At 67.0% G+C, this 19,075-nt stretch carries 16 protein-coding genes; 3 read left to right on the top strand and 13 right to left on the bottom strand.

Annotated features, from left to right (window positions below):
* Window positions 1–46: 46 nt before the first annotated feature.
* On the top strand, window positions 47–850 hold the full coding sequence (locus tag J2S73_RS10180; RefSeq protein WP_306885413.1) for a YdcF family protein: 804 nt from the start codon (window positions 47–49) through the stop codon (window positions 848–850).
* Between the two features lie 110 nt (window positions 851–960).
* On the top strand, window positions 961–1,893 hold the full coding sequence (locus J2S73_RS10185; RefSeq protein WP_306885414.1) for a cation diffusion facilitator family transporter: 933 nt from the start codon (window positions 961–963) through the stop codon (window positions 1,891–1,893).
* Window positions 1,894–1,931: 38 nt separating this feature from the next.
* Here J2S73_RS10185 and J2S73_RS10190 read toward each other — a convergent pair whose 3' ends face one another.
* The 9 genes from J2S73_RS10190 to J2S73_RS10230 all read right to left on the bottom strand — a co-directional run bounded on the left by J2S73_RS10190 (window position 1,932) and on the right by J2S73_RS10230 (window position 13,450).
* The gene (locus J2S73_RS10190) at window positions 1,932–3,137 is read right to left on the bottom strand and encodes a quaternary amine ABC transporter ATP-binding protein (protein WP_306885415.1); all 1,206 of its coding nucleotides are present in this window, start codon (window positions 3,135–3,137) and stop codon (window positions 1,932–1,934) included.
* Between the two features lie 15 nt (window positions 3,138–3,152).
* On the bottom strand, window positions 3,153–4,022 hold the full coding sequence (locus J2S73_RS10195; protein ID WP_306885416.1) for an ABC transporter permease: 870 nt from the start codon (window positions 4,020–4,022) through the stop codon (window positions 3,153–3,155).
* 240 nt (window positions 4,023–4,262) lie between these two features.
* Entirely contained in the window at window positions 4,263–5,273 is a 1,011-nt protein-coding gene (locus J2S73_RS10200) for an ABC transporter substrate-binding protein (protein ID WP_306885417.1), read from the bottom strand.
* A gap of 368 nt (window positions 5,274–5,641) precedes the next feature.
* Window positions 5,642–7,357: a thiamine pyrophosphate-dependent enzyme gene (locus J2S73_RS10205; RefSeq protein WP_306885418.1), complete on the bottom strand. Its 1,716-nt coding sequence runs from the start codon at window positions 7,355–7,357 to the stop codon at window positions 5,642–5,644.
* A 157-nt stretch (window positions 7,358–7,514) separates the two neighbouring features.
* Entirely contained in the window at window positions 7,515–8,519 is a 1,005-nt protein-coding gene (locus J2S73_RS10210) for an Ldh family oxidoreductase (RefSeq protein ID WP_306885420.1), read from the bottom strand.
* 28 nt (window positions 8,520–8,547) lie between these two features.
* On the bottom strand, window positions 8,548–9,255 hold the full coding sequence (locus J2S73_RS10215) for a DUF3726 domain-containing protein (RefSeq protein ID WP_306885421.1): 708 nt from the start codon (window positions 9,253–9,255) through the stop codon (window positions 8,548–8,550).
* On the bottom strand, window positions 9,252–10,958 hold the full coding sequence (locus tag J2S73_RS10220) for a hypothetical protein (RefSeq protein WP_306885422.1): 1,707 nt from the start codon (window positions 10,956–10,958) through the stop codon (window positions 9,252–9,254). Before J2S73_RS10220 ends, J2S73_RS10215 begins: the two co-directional genes overlap by 4 nt.
* Entirely contained in the window at window positions 10,948–11,985 is a 1,038-nt protein-coding gene (locus J2S73_RS10225; RefSeq protein ID WP_306885423.1) for a membrane dipeptidase, read from the bottom strand. The genes J2S73_RS10220 and J2S73_RS10225 overlap by 11 nt, the downstream gene beginning before the upstream one ends.
* Window positions 11,986–11,998: 13 nt before the next feature.
* Window positions 11,999–13,450, bottom strand: a complete 1,452-nt coding sequence (locus J2S73_RS10230; protein WP_370874415.1) for an aldehyde dehydrogenase family protein — start codon at window positions 13,448–13,450, stop codon at window positions 11,999–12,001.
* A 126-nt stretch (window positions 13,451–13,576) separates the two neighbouring features.
* Here J2S73_RS10230 and J2S73_RS10235 point away from each other — a divergent pair, with 126 nt between their 5' ends.
* A complete protein-coding gene (locus J2S73_RS10235) occupies window positions 13,577–14,470 on the top strand; it encodes a LysR family transcriptional regulator (protein WP_306885424.1) in 894 nt (297 codons plus the stop codon).
* A gap of 20 nt (window positions 14,471–14,490) precedes the next feature.
* Here the strand turns inward: J2S73_RS10235 and J2S73_RS10240 are convergent, their stop codons facing one another.
* The 4 genes from J2S73_RS10240 to J2S73_RS10255 form a co-directional block, all read right to left on the bottom strand.
* Window positions 14,491–15,612 (bottom strand): class I SAM-dependent methyltransferase, encoded by a 1,122-nt coding sequence (locus J2S73_RS10240; RefSeq protein ID WP_306885425.1) that lies wholly within the window; start codon window positions 15,610–15,612, stop codon window positions 14,491–14,493.
* Window positions 15,613–15,745: 133 nt separating this feature from the next.
* Window positions 15,746–16,828 (bottom strand): TRAP transporter substrate-binding protein, encoded by a 1,083-nt coding sequence (locus J2S73_RS10245; protein ID WP_306885426.1) that lies wholly within the window; start codon window positions 16,826–16,828, stop codon window positions 15,746–15,748.
* A 110-nt stretch (window positions 16,829–16,938) separates the two neighbouring features.
* Window positions 16,939–18,318, bottom strand: a complete 1,380-nt coding sequence (locus J2S73_RS10250; protein ID WP_306885427.1) for a TRAP transporter large permease — start codon at window positions 18,316–18,318, stop codon at window positions 16,939–16,941.
* Between the two features lies 1 nt (window position 18,319).
* The gene (locus tag J2S73_RS10255) at window positions 18,320–18,832 is read right to left on the bottom strand and encodes a TRAP transporter small permease subunit (RefSeq protein WP_306885428.1); all 513 of its coding nucleotides are present in this window, start codon (window positions 18,830–18,832) and stop codon (window positions 18,320–18,322) included.
* Window positions 18,833–19,075: the final 243 nt, after the last annotated feature.

A 19,075-nucleotide genomic window follows, 5' to 3' on the forward strand; every position in this document is an offset into this window, starting at 1 on the left:
TTGCGGCAATCTGTGAGGCGGCCGCGATCGGGAGACGGGCAAAGCGATGCCGGACTGGCTGGCCGACTGGGTCTTCTTCATCCTTCGTCCGTCGAACTTCCTGATCGTTCTCCTGTTTCTCGGGCTTGCCTGCCTTCTCGTGAACGTCCGGCGGACCGGACTGATCCTGGTGGCGCTGGCCGCGTTCGGGTTCGTGTTCGCCGGGTTCGCGCCCCTGTCGACGCTGCTCATGCGCCCGCTGGAACAGCGGTTTCCGGGTCCGACACCTCCGCAGGAAGCGCCGAGCGGCATCCTGGTTCTCGGCGGGGCCATCGATGCGGCCATGGTGCGGTCGCGGCAGATCCCGGAGGTCAACGACGGCGCCGACCGGCTGATCGCCGTCGCGGAACTGGCCGAGCGCTATGCGCTGGCGACCGTGGCGATCTCCAACGGGCCGCCGCCGCCGGTCGGCCAGATCGGCAATGCGGAATTCGCGGCACGGCTGTTCGAAAGCTTCGGCGTCTCCCGGGCCCGCATCCGGATCGAGGAACGGGCGGCCTCCACATGGGACAACGCCGTCAATCTCAAATCCCTCCTGCAGCCGGAGCCTGGGCAGACCTGGATCCTGGTCACGTCCGCCTGGCACATGCCGCGCGCCATCGGCGTGTTCGAGGAGGCCGGCTGGACAGGGATCGTGCCGTGGCCGGTCGACTACCGCACCCCCGGCGGCGACGATCCCTACGCCTGGACCCCGTCGATGGCCTTCGGGCTCTATCGCACCAATCTCGCCGTTCGGGAATGGCTGTCGCTGATCGCCTATTACCTCACCGGCAAGACCCCTGCGCTGGTGCCCGGACCGGTGGAGCCGTAGGTCTCTGCCAAAACCGGTCTCTGTCGATCGGACCGGGAACCGGCTTGCCACCCGGGGGTTGATGATCCACGACCGGCAACGAACGGAATGATTTGAAGGGGTAGGGGCCGATGGCATCGGGATCGAAACGCGTCGTCTACGCCGCGATGATCGGCAATCTGGCGATCGCGGTGACCAAGTTCGCGGCGGCCGCCTGGACGGGCTCCAGCGCGATGCTGTCGGAGGGGATCCACTCCACGGTGGACACCTCCAACCAGGCCATTCTGCTCCTCGGCATGAAGCGCGCGTCACGGCCGCCGGACGACCGGCATCCGTTCGGCTACGGCATGGAAATCTATTTCTGGGCGTTCGTGGTGGCGCTGCTGATTTTCGCGCTTGGCGGATCGGTGTCGATCTACGAGGGCATCCATCGCCTGCTCGAGCCCGAACCCATTCATCAGCCCTGGATCAACTTTCTCGTTCTCGGGATCGCGATCGTCATCGAGGGCTTCGTCTTCCGGATCGCATGGAAGGAGCTCAGGCATCGGCAGCCCAACCGGTCGATCTGGCGCGCCCTGCGGGCCAGCAAGGACCCGAGCGTGTTCGCGATCTTCTGCGAGGATTTCGCGGCGCTGGCGGGCCTGACGGTCGCGCTGGTCGGCGTCGCTCTCGCCTATTATCTACAGATGCCGGTGTTCGACGGCATCGCCTCGATCCTCATCGGCGCCATTCTGGTTGCCACGGCCGTGTTCCTCGCCCGCGAGACCCTGAGCCTGATGACTGGGGAGAGCGCCTCGGCCGGTGTGCTCAAGGACGTCGACGAGGTTCTCTCGGCGGATGATCGCGTGAATCACGTGGGCGAGGTGCTGACCATGCATCTCGGCCCGCGCGAGATCCTCGTGGCCGTGTCCATCGACTTCCGGGAGACCCTCTCGGGCGAAGAGGTGGAGACGACCATGCGCGAGCTGACCCGGGCGCTGGAGGCCAGCCGCGACGAGATCAGCCGCGTCTTTCTGCGGCCCATCCGCTCCCAAAGCGAAACGCCGACGCCCGTGCTTCCGTAACGCCGCCGGTTGAGCGGCCGCTCCGGCCGCGTCGTTGGTCAGTCGGAATTGGAGAGGGCTGCAAGGGCGTCTGCGGCGGCCATCTTGCCGACGAGAACCCCGTTGGAATTCACCACCGCGAGCGGGGTCTCGCTTCCGGCGAACAGGGGAAGGATCTCGGCCAGGACCGTCGTCTCGTCGGCGGTCTGCGGGGTGGGGAGGTTGTCCGGCGACCGCCACCAGTCTTCGGCCTTGTCCCGATTGGCGTGGAGATGGCCTTCGGTGACGGCTGCGACCGGGCGCCCGTCCGCGTCCGTGACGATGACGGCTTCGGAGACGCTGGTCAGCGCCTGCTCGAGCTTGTCGCGGGAGAGATCCGACGCCGACAGGGTGGTGGGCGTCCGGGCCGTGGTGGCCAGCGTCACCACGCGCCCCCGGTTCACGTCGCGGACGAAGCGGGCGACATAATCGTCGGCCGGATTGAGCAGGATATCCTCGCCGGTGCCCACCTGGCGCAGTTCGCCATCGTTCAGGATCGCGATGTGATCGCCCAGCAGCAGCGCCTCGTCGAGATCGTGGGTGATGAACATGATCGTCTTGTGCAGCTTGGCCTGCAGCGTCTTGAGCTGGGCCTGCATGTCGCCGCGGATGAGCGGATCGAGGGCGGAGAAGGCTTCGTCCATGAGCAGGACGTCGCCGCTGGTGGCGAGCGCCCGGGCGAGTCCCACCCGCTGCTGCATGCCGCCCGACAGGTGGCGCGGGTAGCGGTCCTCGTAACCGGCGAGCCCCACGGTCTCGATCTGCTCCATCGCCGCCGCCTTGGCCTTGTCGGTGGAGACGCCTCCGACCTTCAGCGGATACATGACGTTGGACAGGACCGAGCGGTGCGGCAGAAGCGCGAACTTCTGGAACACCATGGAGATCTTCTGCCGCCTGAGATCGCGCAGTTGCTTCTCGTCGAGGGTGAGAACGTCCTGGCCGTCGATCAGGATCTGGCCGGCGGTCGGTTCGATCAGCCGGTTCACGTGGCGGATCAGGGTGGACTTTCCCGACCCCGACAGGCCCATCACGACGAAGGTCTCGCCGGGCTGGATCTGCAGGCTGATGTCGCGGATGCCGATCACGTGGCCGGTCTGTTCCAGGATCTCGCGCTTGTCCGCACCGGCCTCGACCTGCGGGAGCACCGATTGCGGATCCTCGCCGAAGATCTTGTAGACATGCTCGATCGAGATCTTGGGTTCTTGCGCCGGGGCGTCGTTGCTCATCGTGGCTCAGGCCCCTCAGTTGTTGTGCAGGTGCTGCTGGACGCGGCGGCCATAGGCCTGGGCGATCCGGTCGAAGATGATGGCCAGGAAGACGATGGCGAGGCCGGCCAGCAATCCGCGGCTGACCTCCAGCCGCTGGATGCCCTGCAGCACCTGATAGCCGAGGCCGCCGGCGCCGATCATGGAGGCGATCACCACCATGGAGAGCGCCATCATGGTGGTCTGGTTGATGCCGGCCATGATGGTCGGCAGGGCAAGCGGGATCTGCACGGAGAACAGGCGCTGGGTGGACGTTGCGCCGAATGCGGTGACCGCTTCGATGACCTCCGCATCGACCTGACGGATGCCGAGATTGGTCAGCCGGATCACGGGCGGTACGGCGAATACGATCGTGGCGAGCAATGCCGGGATCTTGCCGGGGCCGAACAGCATCACGAACGGGATCAGGTAGACGAAGATCGGCATGGTCTGCATGACGTCGAGGACCGGCAGCATGATCGACTGCATCCGGTCAGAGCGTGACATCAGGATGCCGAGCGGAATGCCGATCAGGACGGCGAGGAGCGTGGCGGTGAGCATCAGCGCGATGGTGGCCATCGCCGGTTCCCAAAGCCCGATCAGGCCGGTGAGGAACAGCATCACGGCGATGCCGATCGCGGTCCAGATCGAGCGGGTGGCCAGGTAGCCGATGCCCGCGATCACGGCGATGACGACGAACCAGGGGAGCCAGAGGAGGCCGTCTTCGATATTGTTCAGAAGCCGGAGCACCGGCAGGAACGCGATCTCGAGCTGACGGCCCCATTCGATGACGACCCAGTTGAAGGCGTCGTCGATCGCGAGCCGCAGCCCGCGCGTGTTGATCAGCTCTGGAAAGCCGGAGTCCATCGCCTGTGGTCCCTCTGCTTCGGAAAGGCTTTTTGTTCGAAATGCGGGCGCACGCTCTTGTCAGGCGCTTGTGTGGTTGCCCCGTGCGAACGCGGCGGCCCGAAGGCCGCCGCGCCGGTCGTTGGTCGTGATCACCCGACTCCGGCCGACGTGCGCAGCCGTCCTGCTTGTGGCGAGCCGGTATGCACACCTGTCGCCATCGTCGGCCGGTCGGGCGTTTTCACCGGTGGGCGGGCGCCGTCAGGACAGCGACTCTTTCACGGAGGTCGCGACGTCCTCCGGAACCCACTCGGTCCAAACGTCCTCATAGGTCTTGAGGAAGTAGACCGCCGTGTCCTCCGGGCTCGCCGACTGCTCGTCGCCCCAGGCGAGGACCTTGTTCACCACGTCGTTCGGGACCTGCATCTTGGACAGGAAGTCGGCGACGGGGGCGGCCTTTTCACGCAGGTCGGTGGTGGCTGCGACCGCCACTTCGCCCTTCTTCCAGCCGGTCACCTGCGGATCCGCGCAGTTGGAATCGGTGAGGCAGGTGAACTTCTCCTGCTCGAACGGCGGCATCTCCAGCCGGACCAGGTTGTAGCGGCCGATCACGGCCGTCGGACCCCAGTAGTAGCCGACGATGGGCTCCTTGCGCGTCACCTTGCGGGCGAACGAGGCCTTCAGGTTGGCGCCGGACCCCGGCGAGAAGAGCTCGAAGGTCTCTTCGAGGCCGAGGGCGTCGAACAGGTTGTTGGTGATGATCTCGCAGCCCCAGCCGGGCGGGCAGCCATAGAGGCGGCCGGCATCGGGAGAGGACGGTTCGGAGAAGACTTCCCAGTTCTCCTTGAGGTCGGTGACCGACTTGATCTCCGGGTGCTCCTCGGCGACGTAGTCGGGAATCCACCAGCCCTCGACGCCGCCGTCGCCGAAGATGTCACCGGCCTTGTAGACGTTGCCCTTGTCCATCGCCTTGTCCCAGATGGCCTGGGCGGTGGAGACCCACATCTCCGGGGCGATGTCGGGTTCCGACTTGGTCAGCATCGAGGTGGCGGTCGGAACCGTGTCGCCCGGGACCAGCTCGGCGTTGCAGCCATAGCCTTCCGAGAGGATCTGCTCGGTGACGTTCGCCAGCACGCTGGCGGAGAGCCAGGTCATGTTGGCGATGGTGATGGTGTCGTCGGTGCCGCACTCCGCAGCTTTCGCGCCGGCCGGCGCGAAGGTCGCGAACAGGGCAATGCCGCCCGCCGCAACCAGCGGTCTCAAATGCGTCATGGTGCTGCTCCTCTTGGTTCATGTTGATGACGCTGATCGGGCAGCGTCGTTTGGCCTCCCGAGGGGTAGGGAGGCATGAATACCGAGCCAGGACAGCGAGAGGACCCGCCGATGGCGCCCCTGCGCCCGACCCCGTATCCTAGCGTGGATCAAGCAAGGTGCAGGCCACAAGTGCCAATGGACGATATCGTCCCGAGCCTGACCGACGCAGGCTGGCCCATCGGGCGGGTTAAGACAAATAGGTATATCTGTCTCTTATTTCAGAAAAATTGAATCTTGGCCGATGGAGGCCCGTCAGGACCCAGTCACGGGAGCCGCGCAACGCCGCATACGAACGGATCGCGCGGCGTCGATCCGGCGTTGCGCGCCTACTTGCGGAAATTGTGGTCGAGGAGCGTCCAGACGTCGTCCAGCCGGCCGTTCATGACCGCTTTCGCCCCGTAGACGGCCGTGGAGACCACTTCGCCGGCGTTGATCGTCGGCGGCATGACAAGCTCCATTCGGTTGACCTTAACGTCGAGCAGGGCCGGTCCCGGCTGGGCCAGCCACTCGCGCATGGCGCCTTCGAGGTCATTGGCGTTGGTCACCTGGGCGCCATAGAAGCCGCAGGCCTTGGCGAGGTCGCCGAAGTTCGGGTTCTGGAGGCCGGTGAAGGAATCGAGCAGCCCTTCCACCTTCATCTCCATTTCCACGAACCCGAGCGTGCCGTTGTGGAAGACCAGGATCTTAACCGGCAGCTTTTCCTGAACCAGGGTCAGCAGGTCGCCCATCAGCATGGTCATGCCGCCGTCGCCGCACATGGCGATCACCGGCCGGTCCGGGTAGGCCTTCGCACAGCCGATCGCCTGGGGATAGGCGTTTGCCATGGTGCCGTGCAGCAGGCTCGTGAGAAAGCGCCGCTTTCCGTTCGCCTTCACGTAGCGCAGCATCCAGACGAACGGAGAGCCGGCGTCCGCCGTGAAGACGGCGTTGTCGGGCGCGATCCGGTCGAGGGTCTTGGCGACGAACTGCGGGTGGATCAGCTCGGGTGAGGGCTCGTGGGTCTGGTCGTCGAGGACCTTGAGGCTGTGGGCGTGCTCCTTGAGCGACTCCTGCAGGAAATGGTCGTCGCTGCGCTCTTCGACGAGCGGGAGGAGGGCGGCCACCGTGTCCTTCACGTCGCCCAGCAGACCGAGCGTTACGGGGGTCCGGCGGCCGAGATTGAGCGGGTCGTTGTCGATCTGAACGATCTTGGCGTGACGCGGATAGAACTGGGTCCAAGCGAAATCCGTGCCCAGACAGAGCAGGAGGTCGCATCCCTCCACCGCCTCGAAGCCGGACTTCATGCCGATGATGCCGGTCATGGAGACGTTGTAGGGATTGTCGTGCTCGAGGAACTCCTTGACCCGCGAGGTGTGGGCGATCGGCGCCTTCAGCTTTGCGGCCAGCGCGACAACCTCGTCATGGGCGTCACGGCAGCCGAAGCCGCCGAAGATCGTGATCTTTCCGGCCTCCCGGATCAGGTCGGCAACGGCAGCCAGCTCGTCGTCGTTCGGCCTCAGCACCGGGTTGGGACGGGAGACGGCCCAGTGGTGGCTGTCGCTGGTCTGGAGCTTGGTGGTGTCGCCGTTGACGATGATCACGGCGACGCCGCGCTTCGTCAGGGCCGCCTGGGCGGCCATCGCGGTGATCCGGCGCGCCTGTTCCGGGTGGCTGACATATTCGCAGAAGACCGAGAACTGCTCGTAGATCTTCTTCTGGTCGACCGACTGGGGGAAGTTCAGCCCTTCCTGAACCCGATCGATCTGCGAGGCGATCAGCACCACGGGCGAGCCGTTGCGGTGGCTTTCGAAGATGCCGTTGACGAAGTGAAGGCTGCCGGGACCGGTCGAGCCGGCGCAGACCGTCAGTTCGCCGGTCATGTAGGATTCCGCGCCGGCGGCGAACGCGCCCACTTCCTCGTGGCGCACGTGTACCCATTCCATGCCCTGGGCGCGCATGGCGTCGGTGACGTAGTTCAGCGTATCGCCGACGATGCCGTAGCAGCGCCTGGCGCCGGCTTCCATCAGGGTTTCGACGATGACGTGGGCGACGGTCTTGGACATTTCCAGCTCCCCAGCCGCGGCCGTCCGTTCGATCCGGCGCCGCACGGTCCACGGCGGGCATGCCCAGCCACTTGAGCGCGCTCACCATCCACCCGGATTGAGCGATCCAGGCGCGCGCGAAGTCAAGTGACGGTTCGGATATGTCCGGAAACGGACCCTACTTTACGTAGGCCCGGATCCGCTCCAGAAGCGCGTCAGCGACGTCGACGCCGTCGCGGTCGGCTGGAGCGCGGTTGGCGAAGCGGCGGGAGCCGGGAACGCGGGCGCCGTCCTGGGCGTCGATCGCGGCGACCAGGTCGGCGATGCGGTCGGCGAAGGCGCCGCCGGAAAACGGCTCCGGATCGACGGCGAAGAAGAACTGGCCGGTCTTCGGCGGTCCGCCGGCCGTGCCGGAGAAGGGGCTCGCGTCCTTGCCGAGCGTCGCGCCGGACAGGGCTGCGGCGAAGATCTCGACCATCAGTCCGGCGCCGAAGCCCTTCGCGCCGCCCGACGGCGTCATGGAGCCCTTCAGCGCAGCCTCCGGATCGGTGGTGGCGTTGCCGTCGGCGTCCAGCGCCCAGCCTTCCGGGATCGCCTCTCCCTCGCGGGCGCGCATCATGATCTCGCTCTTGGCGACCGTGCTGGCGCTCTGGTCGATCAGGACGCGCGCTTCGGGATCGCCGGGGACCGCCAACGAGAACGGATTGGTCCCGATCACAGGCGTCTTCCCGCCGTGGGGGGCAATTGAGGCTGGCGCGTTGGTGAAGCCCAGCCCGACGAGGCCTTCGGCCGCGAGCCGCTCGGTGTGATAGCCGAGAATGCCGCAATTGTAGGAGTTGAAGACGGCAAGTCCCGCCACGCCGTTTTCGCGGGCGGCCGGGACGAGTTCCGCAAATCCGGCCTCGATGGCCGGGTGGGCGAACCCGGAACGGGCATTGACGCGGACGGAGCCGGGGCGGGGGCGCTCCACAACCGGTTCGGCCCGGCCGTCGACCTTTCCGCACACCACGTGCTCGCAATAGATCGGGATGTAGTGCAGCCCGTGACTGCGGATGCCGTCGCGCTCGGCCGCCCGGGTCGCCCGCGCCATGGCGGCTGCGGCCGGTTCGGCCGCGCCCGCGCCGAGGACGGCCTGATAGGCGAGGTCTTCGATGTCGGACAGGCTCAGACGGGTGCTGCTCACGGCGGGATCTCTCGAGGCTGGGTGGGGATCAGTTGCTGTCGATGAGGCCGGCGCCGGCGCCGCGGTCGCGCGAGAGGTCGGACGCCGGAACCAGGGTGTTGGCGATCAGGCGAGCGATCCGGTCGGCAGCGGCCGGATCGGGTGACACGCCGTCGGTAACCGTGCGGCGGCGAGCGGCCGCGTCGCCATAGGAGGTCCCTGGCGCCGGAGCAGCCGCCTCGCTTGCCGTCACCGTCAGGTCGGTCGCCGAAATCTGGGCGGCGGCCAGCGTGTCGTGGGTCGATGCCGTTGCAACGCCCCCGCGGACCGCGAGGCCGGGTGCGCTGTCCGGGTTGTCTCCTCCACCGAGACGAACGACGGCGGACCGGGTCTCGGTCAGCACCGTCAGAAGCGCGACGGCGAGGATCGGCCAGGCCACCGTCTTCAGGGTGACCGACTGCGCGCCCGCGTTCAGGAGGTCGGCGGCCGCCACACCGGCGCGGCAGGGACAGAGTGGGCGGTCGTCGGCGGGCTCGATCAGCCAGCCGCCATCAAGGTGCGTGACGCGCGCACCTGCGGTCGCGCCTGCGTGCGCGGCTTCCAGCGCATCGGCCGAGATCGTGAAGGCAGGCAGGCCGGCGACCGCCAGCCACCCGGCTGCACGGCCGGTCTCGTAGGCGGTGCCCTGGGGCAGACCCGCCCCGACGGCGGCCTTGCGGATCGACTGCTCGACCTCGTTCAGGGAAAGGGTGGTCACGACGCCGATCCAGGAGCGAGCAGGAACCAGTCGCCGGTCTCCGGCGTCAATTCGTCGGGAAGCGGTGCGCCGGCGAACATGGTGATGCGGGTCCAACGGTCCGACTTCGGATCGAACTTCGAGGCGCCGAAGAACGAAAGCTTGCAGCGCAGGAGGTCGATCGGCAGGCAATCCGCATCGATGAGATTGTCGCGGATCTCGCCATACGGGTGGCGGGCGATGGTCTGCACCCGGGCCGCGGCATAGCGGGCCTCTGGCCGGGCGAGGGTCACCTCGACCACCAACTGGTCGTCCCGGAAGTCGTCCAGAAGATCGGCAAGCGCCCGCACGTCCCGGGCGATCGCCAGCGGCATCTCGCGGTCGGCCCCGGGCTCCTCGTCGCGCTCGCCGAGACGGGGCTCCAGCTTCTCCTCCGACACGTACCAGAACCGCTTCTGGGCGTGCGGAGCGGAGAAGTCGATCTCCAGCGCCCAGCGGTAGTGGCTGGCGATCAGGTCCTTCAGCCGGCCGACGGTCATGCCGGCCTCGAATTTCAGGCCTTCGGTCGCGGCCATCGTCGTGACCAGCGGGTCGACCAGATCGCCGTTCGGCTCCAGGCAGAGCGAGACGATCAGCTCCTGGGCTTCGAGCCCGTAGGCGGCCTCCGCATGTCGGTAGACCGCATCGAAGGGCGCCGGGCCGGCAAAGGGATCGGTGGCGTCGAGCCAGTCGGCGAAGGCGGCGAGATCGGTGGCGAGCCCCTCGATCCGGTCGCTCTGACGGGTGTCGTCGACGCGCCACTCGCCTACGTGGGCGCGCGCCTCGGCGAGGCGCTCACGGAACGCCGCGGCCTTTGCGGCGGGGACCGCATCGAGGCTGCGGACCCGGGCCAGGGCCGTCTCGCGGGCGGTGATCCAGTTGTTGATCAGCACCGGCTGGTTCGCCAGGAAAGGCGCCATGCCCAGACCCGTGGAATTGCCGATGCCAAGCCGGCGACGGGTCGGGCCGTCGAGAGGCACGAAGGTACCAGGTGCACGGTGCCGGGCGATGTGTTCCACCAGATCGAGCGTGAAGCACCGGATCAGATAGACGTTCAGCATTTCCGCCTGGAACGGACCGGCGAGCTCTGGGCGGTCATCGACCTTCGCCCGGTCCGCGATGCCGAATTTGCCGTTGCCGTAGACTGCGGTCGTGCGCATCAGATAGCCGACCGAGGCCACCAGCTCGGCATCCGGCTGGCGTCCGGCGGCGAGCGCCTCGACCATGTGATCGAACACCCGCACGCTGCGGTTCGCTCGCGACAGGACCAGTTCGCTCGGGCTGCAGCGACCTGCTTCCTGGTGGGGCACGTTTTGCGACAGCCGCTCGATGTCGGCATCGGTCGGCTCGCCGTCGAAGAGGGCGAAGGTCGCGTCCCAGGCGGTGGCGATCACCCGGTCGCTGCGGTCTTCCGGAGACAGCTCGCGCGAGAAGGCGATGAGGCTGTAGGTGCGTTCCGGTCCCCGGGCGCGATAGACGACGTGGCCGTATCCTTCCGGAGACAGCGCGCACCGGCTTTGCTCGACCGTCCAGCGTTCGGCGCACATCCGGCGGACGAGCGTTGGCATGAAGCTCAGACGGCTCGGGAAGAAGCTCCCCATGCGGTCCAGCCGCATGACGGTGGACGGCGGACGGAGGTCAACGGCGAGCCCGGTGGCGGCGTGCGCCGACGGTTCAACTGACATGGCTTCGTCTCGCCTGCTCGCTCGTCTCGGTGTGCTCCGTGCGCATGGGCGCGAAGGCATGCTCATAGAAGGAGAGCCAGTTCCCGCCCATGATGCGGTCCACGTCGCTTGCCGAAAAGCCCACCGCCGCGAGCCCGTCGGCCAGGTTCGGAAAGTCGCGCGCGCTCTGAAACCAGCTCGGCTGGGGCGGGAAGCCGGCGGCGGCGGCCGATCCTTCGCCGTAGTCCAGGTCCTTGCTCCAGCGGCCGTTGCGCATCCATTCCACCACGCTGTCGGGCTGGTCGACGCACAGATCGCTGCCGATGCCGAGATGCTCGACGCCGATCATGTCGGCGGTCCGGGCGATCATCTCGCAGAACCCGGCGAGGGTGCAGTCCGACTTGTCCCTCAGGTGATGAGGATAGAGCGAGAAGCCCAGCATGCCACCGCTTTCGGCCAGCGCCTTCAACACGGTGTCGGACTTGTTGCGCAGCGCCGGGTGCCAGAAGGACGGATTGGCATGGGTGATGGCGATCGGGCGCTCGGAAATCTCGATCGCTTCCAGCGTCGATCGCTCCGCCGAGTGGCTCATGTCGATGGTCATGCCGACCCGGTTCATCTCCCGGATCACCTGCCGGCCCATGCGAGTGATGCCGGGATCCTCGCGCTCGTAGCAGCCGGTCGCGAGCAGGCTCTGGTTGTTGTAGCTGAGCTGCATGAAGCGCACGCCCAGCGTGTGCAGGATCTCCACCAGACCGATATCGTCCTCGATCGGCGAACAGTTCTGCAGGCCGAACACGATGGCGGTCCGGCCCTCCGCCTTGGCGGCGCGGATGTCCTCGGCGGTGCCGGCGGGCCGGATCAGGTCCGGATAGCGCTCGAACCACCGGTTCCAGTTCTCGAGGTTCGCGACCGTCTCGCGGAACATCTCGTGGTAGCAGATGGTGACGTGCACCGCGTCGAGACGTCCCTCGCGCATCTGGCGGAAGACCTTTTCCGACCAGTTGGCGTATTGCAGGCCGTCGATCAGGAAGGCGGAACCAGTCATCCGGGCGGCCTCATCAATCCGGGTCGCCGGCCCGCACGTAGGCGGTCTTGACCTGGGTGTAGAACTCGGCCGCATAGCGGCCCTGTTCGCGTGGGCCGTAGCTGGAATTCTTACGGCCGCCGAAGGGGACGTGGTAGTCGGTTCCCGCCGTCGGCAGGTTCACCATCACGCAGCCCGTCTGGGCGTTGCGGCGGAAATGGGTCGCCCGGGCGAGCGAGCCCGTCACGATGCCGGCGGTCAGGCCGAACTCGGTGTCGTTTGTCACCGCGAGCGCCTCGTCGTAGTCCGACACCGGGATCACGGCCGCGATCGGGGCGAACATCTCTTCGCGGTTGATGCGCATCGCGTTGGTCGAGCCGGTCAGCAGCGCGGGGCTGAGATAGTAGCCCTCCGTGGCAAGATCGAGCCGCTCTCCGCCGCACACGACCTCGCAGCCTTCCTCGCGGGCGAGGTCGAGATAGGCCATGTCGGTGGCAAGCTGGGCTTCGCTCGCGACCGGCCCCATCTCGGTTCCCTCCGCAAGCGCCGGACCGACCTTCATTGCGGTGAGGGCTCCGGTCAGCTTGTCGACGAAGGCGTCGTGGACCTTCCGGTGAACCACGATCCGCGAGGAGGCCGTGCACTTCTGGCCGGTCCCGGAATATCCGCCGGCCACCGCGCAGGAGACGGCCACGTCCAGATCCGCGTCGTCCATCACGACCAGGGCGTTCTTTGAGCCCATCTCGAGCTGGACCTTGGTCAGGTTCTTCGCCGCCGACACGGCAACTGTGCGGCCGACATCGAGCGAGCCGGTGAAGCTGATTGCGTTGACGCCCGGATGATCGATCAGCGCCTGGCCGGCACCGCTGCCGGAGCCCATCACCAGACTGAAGGTGCCGGCCGGCAGATCCTGGCGGGCGATGATCTCGGTGAGGGCCCAGGCAGACGCCGGGGTGAGGTTGGCGGGCTTCCAGACGACCGCGTTGCCGAAAGCAAGGGCAGGGGCGATCTTCCAGACAGCGGTCGCCATCGGAAAATTCCAGGGCGAGATGATCGCGACCACGCCCATCGGCTCGCGCGTGACGTCCACCTCGACACCGGGGCGCACGGAGTCGGCCTTGTCGCCCTGAAGGCGCAGGACTTCGGCTGCGTAGTAGGTGAAGAACTGGCCGGACCGGAAGATCTCGCCGACACCCTCGGCCCGCGGCTTGCCTTCCTCGCGCGACAGAAGCTCGCCCAGCTCCTGGGAGCGCGCCATCAGTTCGCGTCCGATCGCATCGAGCGCGCCTGCCCGCGCTTCCAGCCCGGTCGCCGCCCATGTGCGGCCGGCGCGGATCGCCGCCTCCACGGCTGCGTCGACCTCGGCCGCCGTTGCCTGGGCATAATGGCCGATGACGTCCGAGACATCCGACGGATTGATGTTGGCGATGGCGGTGTCGCCCTTGTGCCAAGCCCCGTCGAAGAAGTTGCCGTGGATGTCCGTCAAAGCCGCCCCGCTTCTGGTTCTGGTCGTGGATCCTTGATCAGGTTCGAAACCTTGGGGGGCATGCCCAATTCAATCAAACCGAAATTTTTGTTATGCATTTCAGTAAGGCTGAATCGGAGGGTGGCGATGGCGGTGACGCTCGGGCAGTTGCGCGTGTTCCTGGAAGTGGCCGATCTCGGCAACATCAAAGATGCTGCGGAGAAGATTGGCCGGACACCGTCGGCGGTCTCCATGTCCTTGAAACAGCTTGAGGAACAGCTCGACGGTGCGCTGTTCGAAAGCGACCGGAAGACGCGGCTGACCTCGCTGGGCGAGTACGTTCTGACGGTCGCGCGCGCCGAAGTGCGGGGCTTCGACCGCTCCGTGGCGGCGATCCAGTCCTACGCCCGCAACGAGATCGGCCGGCTCGACGTCGCCTGCGTGCCCTCCGTTGCGACGCAGATCATGCCGCGCCTGCTGCGCACCTTCCTGTCGGAGCGGCCGGACATCGAGCTCGACGTGCGCGATGCCGATTCCGCGTCCGTTGAGCTTGCGATCGAGCGCCAGCGGGTGGAACTCGGTGTCGCCGGCCGGCCGTCGTCCCAGGGGATCGTTGCCTTCGCGCCCGTCTTTCGGGACCGGTTCGTGATGGTCTGCGCCGCGGAAAGTCCGCTGGCGGCAAGCGATGCGCCGGTCTCGGCGGCCGATCTCGCCGGCTACCGCTTCATCGCCAACGGCGCCTCCGTCCGGCTCCAGGACGCGGGCTTCCGGTCCGTCTCCCAGGCGTCGCGGCTGATGGTGCGCAACGTTACCTCCCTCCTTGCATTGGTGCGGTCCGATTTCGGCGTGACCGTGCTGCCGGCGCTGTCCGTCGCAGCCGACACCAAAGTGCATTGCCGTCCGCTGGCGGGAGAGGGGCTGCACCGCGAGGTCGGGCTTCTCTGGCGCGCGGGCCACACGCTGTCGCCGGTGGCCGACGCCTTCGCGGAGGCCTTTCGCGCCTGCATCCGCGACGGCGAGATCGACGTCCTGCCGGCCTGACACGGGTCCGTGCCGGGCGATCAGGTCTTCTCCATCACCACAACGATGTGGATGTAGTCCATCGCGTGACCGGCGGGTTCGACCGCCACGTGGTCCTCGTAGCTCTGATAGAACTCGTCCACGAGCGCCTGCGCCTCCGCGGGCGGTCGGCCGTCGAGTGCGGTCAGGAACACCGTCTCTGACCAAGACCGCATGGTCGGGATCAGGGACTTGGCGAACTCCGCGTTGGTCATCGAGCCGCCGGATTCGGAAAATCGGGTCTCGTACGGGCAGCGCGTGTAGGTGGAGAAGGCATCGACCAGTCTCAGGCCGGCCTTGGCCACCGGTGAGGACGGGTCCTTGAGCGGCGCGGTGAACTCCTCCAGCGTCCGGTAGTACTGGACGAAGGTCGCCCGCTCGTACTCGGTCGGGGTGATCTTGCCTTCGTCCCGGAGCTCCTTCCAGAAACGGTCGAACATGTTGAACATGTGCTGGCCGCCGGTGTTGCCGAGATAGCGGCCTTTCTCGTCGATCCCGAAGTTGAGGCACACCATGCGTCCACCGGGCTTCAGCTCCGCGGCGCGGGCCAGAAGGATGCGCTCCCAGTCGGCGCGCGCCTGCTCCGCGAACGCGTCCGCCTCGGCCCCTTCCGCGCCGGTCGCGTGGACGTGGGTGGAGATCTCGCAGGGCTTCACCGAGAGATAGTGCATGGCGGTCGCGGAGAAGCCGAAATCCAGGCTTTCTGAGGGAAAGAGCTGGGTGTGGAAGCCGGTCCCGCAGCCGTACACGAACACGCCGTCGAGCTGTTTCTGGTAGGCAAGCGCCTCGTCGCCCTGCAGGCCCTGCATGGTGCGGAACAGGGTCGAGAAGTCGTTCGATGGCAGGTCGGTGTAGGTGATCGCGATCTCGCGCCCGTCGCCGCCCTCCCTCAGTGCCTGGAACGCCTTGAACCAGAGCTCGCGGCTGGTGCCGCCGTCGGCCGCGCCGAAATCGGCGACGCGCAGGATCCCGCTGGCGGCCGGGTCGGGGGTGAGGGCGTCCTGCACCACCGGCAGCATCTTGTCGATCGCCTGCTTGGCGCCGTAGGTCCGCTCGGAGTAGTAGCCTCCGCTGCGCATGGACAGCACGGCCTGGGTGCTGATCCCGGTCTGGTTGGCGGTCATCTTGTTGTTTCCTCAAACGCGGTGACGTGATCGTTGGACCGGGCGGACGCTCCGCCAGATCCGAGCTGCAAAAAGCCTTCCGAGGCGGGTGCCGGCTCGCTCGCGGCTGCCGGACCCGCCTCGAAAGCCCCCTCTAGACCGGGCGGGCGTCGATGTAGGCGCCCTCGGAGATCTTGGTGTAGGGCTTCACGGTCGCCATGAAGTCCTTGATGGAGCCGTAGACCTTGCCGGCGAGCGGGTCGGAATCGGCGACCGACTGCACCACCCCGGAAGAAACCTCCGCGAGCTTTTTCATGATGTCGTCGTTGAGCGTCCGCACATCGACGCCGTCGGACTTCATCTGCGCCAGCGCCTGGGCGTTCTTGGCGACGAACTCGTTGAGAACCACCTGGTTGGCGACGGTGTTCGCGCCCTTGACGATCTCCTTGAGATCATCGGGAAGCTTCTCCCAGGCGGCCATGTTGATCATGCAGTCGAGCACGCCGCACGGCTCCATCCAGCCCGGCCAGTAGTAGTATTTGGCGACCTTGTGCAGGCCGAAGGCCATGTCGTTGAACGGGCCGACGAAGTCGGCGCCGTCGATCGCACCCGACTGGAGACCCTGGGGCACTTCGCCCAGCGGCATCTGGACCGGCGTCGCGCCGACCTCGGTGAGAACCTTGGCGCCGAGGCCGCCGGAGCGCACCTTGAGGCCCTTATAGTCCTCCATCGAGTTCAGTTCCTTGTTGAACCAGCCGGCCGCCTGCACAGACGTGTTGCCGGACGGGAAGAACTTGACGCCGAGCTTGCCGTAGACCTCGTCCGCAAGCTCCTGGCCGCCACCGTAGGAGAACCAGGCGTTCTGCTCCTGGGTGGTGAAGCCGAACGGCATCGGCGTGAAGAACTGCATCGCCGGCAGCTTGCCCGCCCAGTAGGCCGGGTAGCCGTGACCCATCTCCAGGGTGCCGTCCGCCACCGCGTCGATCACCTGGAAGGGCGGCACGATCTCGCCGGCGGCATAGAGCTTCACGGACATCCGTCCGCCCGACGCCTTGGAAATGTAGTCGGCGACGATCTGCGGGCCGGTGGCCAGCAGGGGCGAGTTCTTCGCCCACGTCATCTGCATGCGCCACTCGATCTTGCCCTGGGCGATCGCCGGCGCGGCCAGGCCCGTCGCGGCCGCCGCCCCGGAGGCCAGTCCGAGGCCGGCCCTTGTCACGAATTGTCTGCGGTCCATGTCGGTAGTCCCCTCTTGTTGGTCGACACTTGCGATGTCGGTTGCCGTCGCCGTTGCGACGGGCGGACGGGCCGGACCGGGTCTTCGCCCGGTTCGCCGGCTCGAACGGATCAGCCCGAAAGCAGTCCGGGCAGCCAGTGGACAAGCTCCGGCCACAGAGCGAGCACGACGACGGCCAGGAGCTGAATGGCGACGAACGGGATCACGCCCCGGTAGATCGTCGGCAGCGACAGGCGGGGCGCGGAGCCCTGAAGGTAGAAGATGCCGAAGCCGAAGGGCGGCGTGAGGTAGCTGGTCTGCAGCACGAGCGCGGCCGCGACACCGAGCCAAAGCGGGTCCACGCCAAGCATGATCAAGCCGGGCGCGAAGATCGGGACGACGATGAAGATGATCTCGAACGTGTCGATCAGGAAACCGAGCACGAACATCAGCCCCAGCACGAACAGCGTCGCGCCGACAGCGCCGGCGGGGATGGACTCCAGAAGCTCGATGACCACGTCCTCCCCGCCGAAACCCCGGAAGACGAGGGAGAAGACCGTGGCTCCGATCAGGATCGCGTAGATCATCAGCGAGATGGACATGGCCGAGCGGGTCGCGTCGCGGAACCGCTCGAACGTCAGCGACCGGTTGAGGAGCGCGAGCAGGACAGCCCCGACGCCGCCCAGCGCCGCCGATTCCGTGGCCGTCGCCAGTCCGCTGAGGATGGAGCCGAGGACCAGCACGATCAGCGCCAGCGGCGGCAGCATCGCGAAGAGCACGCGCCGGTGCAGGCTCCGCCGCTCGTCGACGCTCATCGGCACGGGCGGGCAGCTCTCCGGTTCCACGATGGCGCGGATGGCGATCCAGATCACGTAGAACAGGACCAGGATCAGGCCGGGCACCAGGGCGGCCGCGAACAGGTCGGTCACCGTTACCGGATCGCCGGCGAAGATGCCCATCCGGAGTTGCGCCTGGGTGTTGGCGTTCTGCAGCATCGTGCCGAGAAGGATCAGCACGGTGGAGGGCGGGATCAGCTGGGCGAGTGTGCCCGATGCGCAGATGACGCCGCAGGAGAGGGACTCCTTGTAGCGCGCGCGCTGCATCGCGGGCAGGCTGATGAGCGCCATGGTCACGATCGTCGCGCCGACGATGCCGGTGGAGGCGGCCAGCAGGGCGCCGACCAGCACCACGGAAATGCCGAGGCCGCCGCGCAGGCCGCCGAACAGCTGTCCCATGGTGATCAGGAGCCGCTCGGCGACGCCGGAGCGTTCCAGCACGGTCCCCATGAAGACGAACAGGGGAACGGCGACCAGCGTCGGGTTCAGGCCGATGTCGAGAATCCGCGACGGCAGGGAGCCGAGCAGAATCGCGTCGAACGTGCCGAGCATGCTTCCGATGGCGGCGACCAGAACCGCCGAGCCGCCGAGCGCGAACGCGACGGGAAAGCCCGTGAGGAGCGCCGCCACGGCGACCGCGAACAGAAGCAGGCAGGAGGCGGCCTCCGCTTCCATCTCAGCTCGAACTCTCGGATGCGCGGAGCAGGACGTGAAGGCTGCGCAACACGGTCGCGAGGCCCTGCAGCGCGGTCAGGATGCAGAACGCGAGGACGGCGGTCTTCATCAGGTACAGAAAGGGGAGGCCGTCAATCGACGGCGAGCCTTCCAGAAGGCTCCAGGAGCGAACCAGCGCCGGCCAGCCCTTGACTGCGATCACCGCCAGCATCGGCCAGAGAAAGATCACGGTGCCGACCAGATTGACGATGGCGCGCCCGCGCTTGCCCAGGCGGCGATAGAGAAGGTCGACGCGGACATGCCCGTCCCACGCGTAGACCGATGCCGCTCCCAGGAAGATCATCGCCCCGTTGAGCCAGACGAAGCTCTCCGAAAGCCAGGGATAGCCGAGCGAGAAGCCGTAACGCAGCAGGGCAACCGCGGCCGCCAGGGCGACGACGATCGGCAATGCCCACTTCAGGACCTCGCCGAGCCCGCCCATTGCCCGGTCGATGGTGCTCGCAACAGTCAGCATCCGGGCACGAATCCCCGCGGAAGGACAACGGGCAGCGATCGTCCGGAATGCGCGCCTTCCGGGGGTCGGCCCTGGCGCACGGCGCGGGCCTCCTGATCGGTCGGGGAACGAGGGACAATCCGGTCTGCCATCAAAAGAAGCGTGCCCAGCAACTAGGCTTTAGGCAAACCGGAATTATTGGCGCTCGCTTCAATTTATCTGAAGCTACTGGAGGTGCGCTGTGCCCTCGCTCAACGCCCCGCG

The organism is Amorphus orientalis (genome assembly GCF_030814015.1).
In the GTDB taxonomy this organism is placed as follows: Bacteria; Pseudomonadota; Alphaproteobacteria; order Rhizobiales; family Amorphaceae; genus Amorphus; species Amorphus orientalis.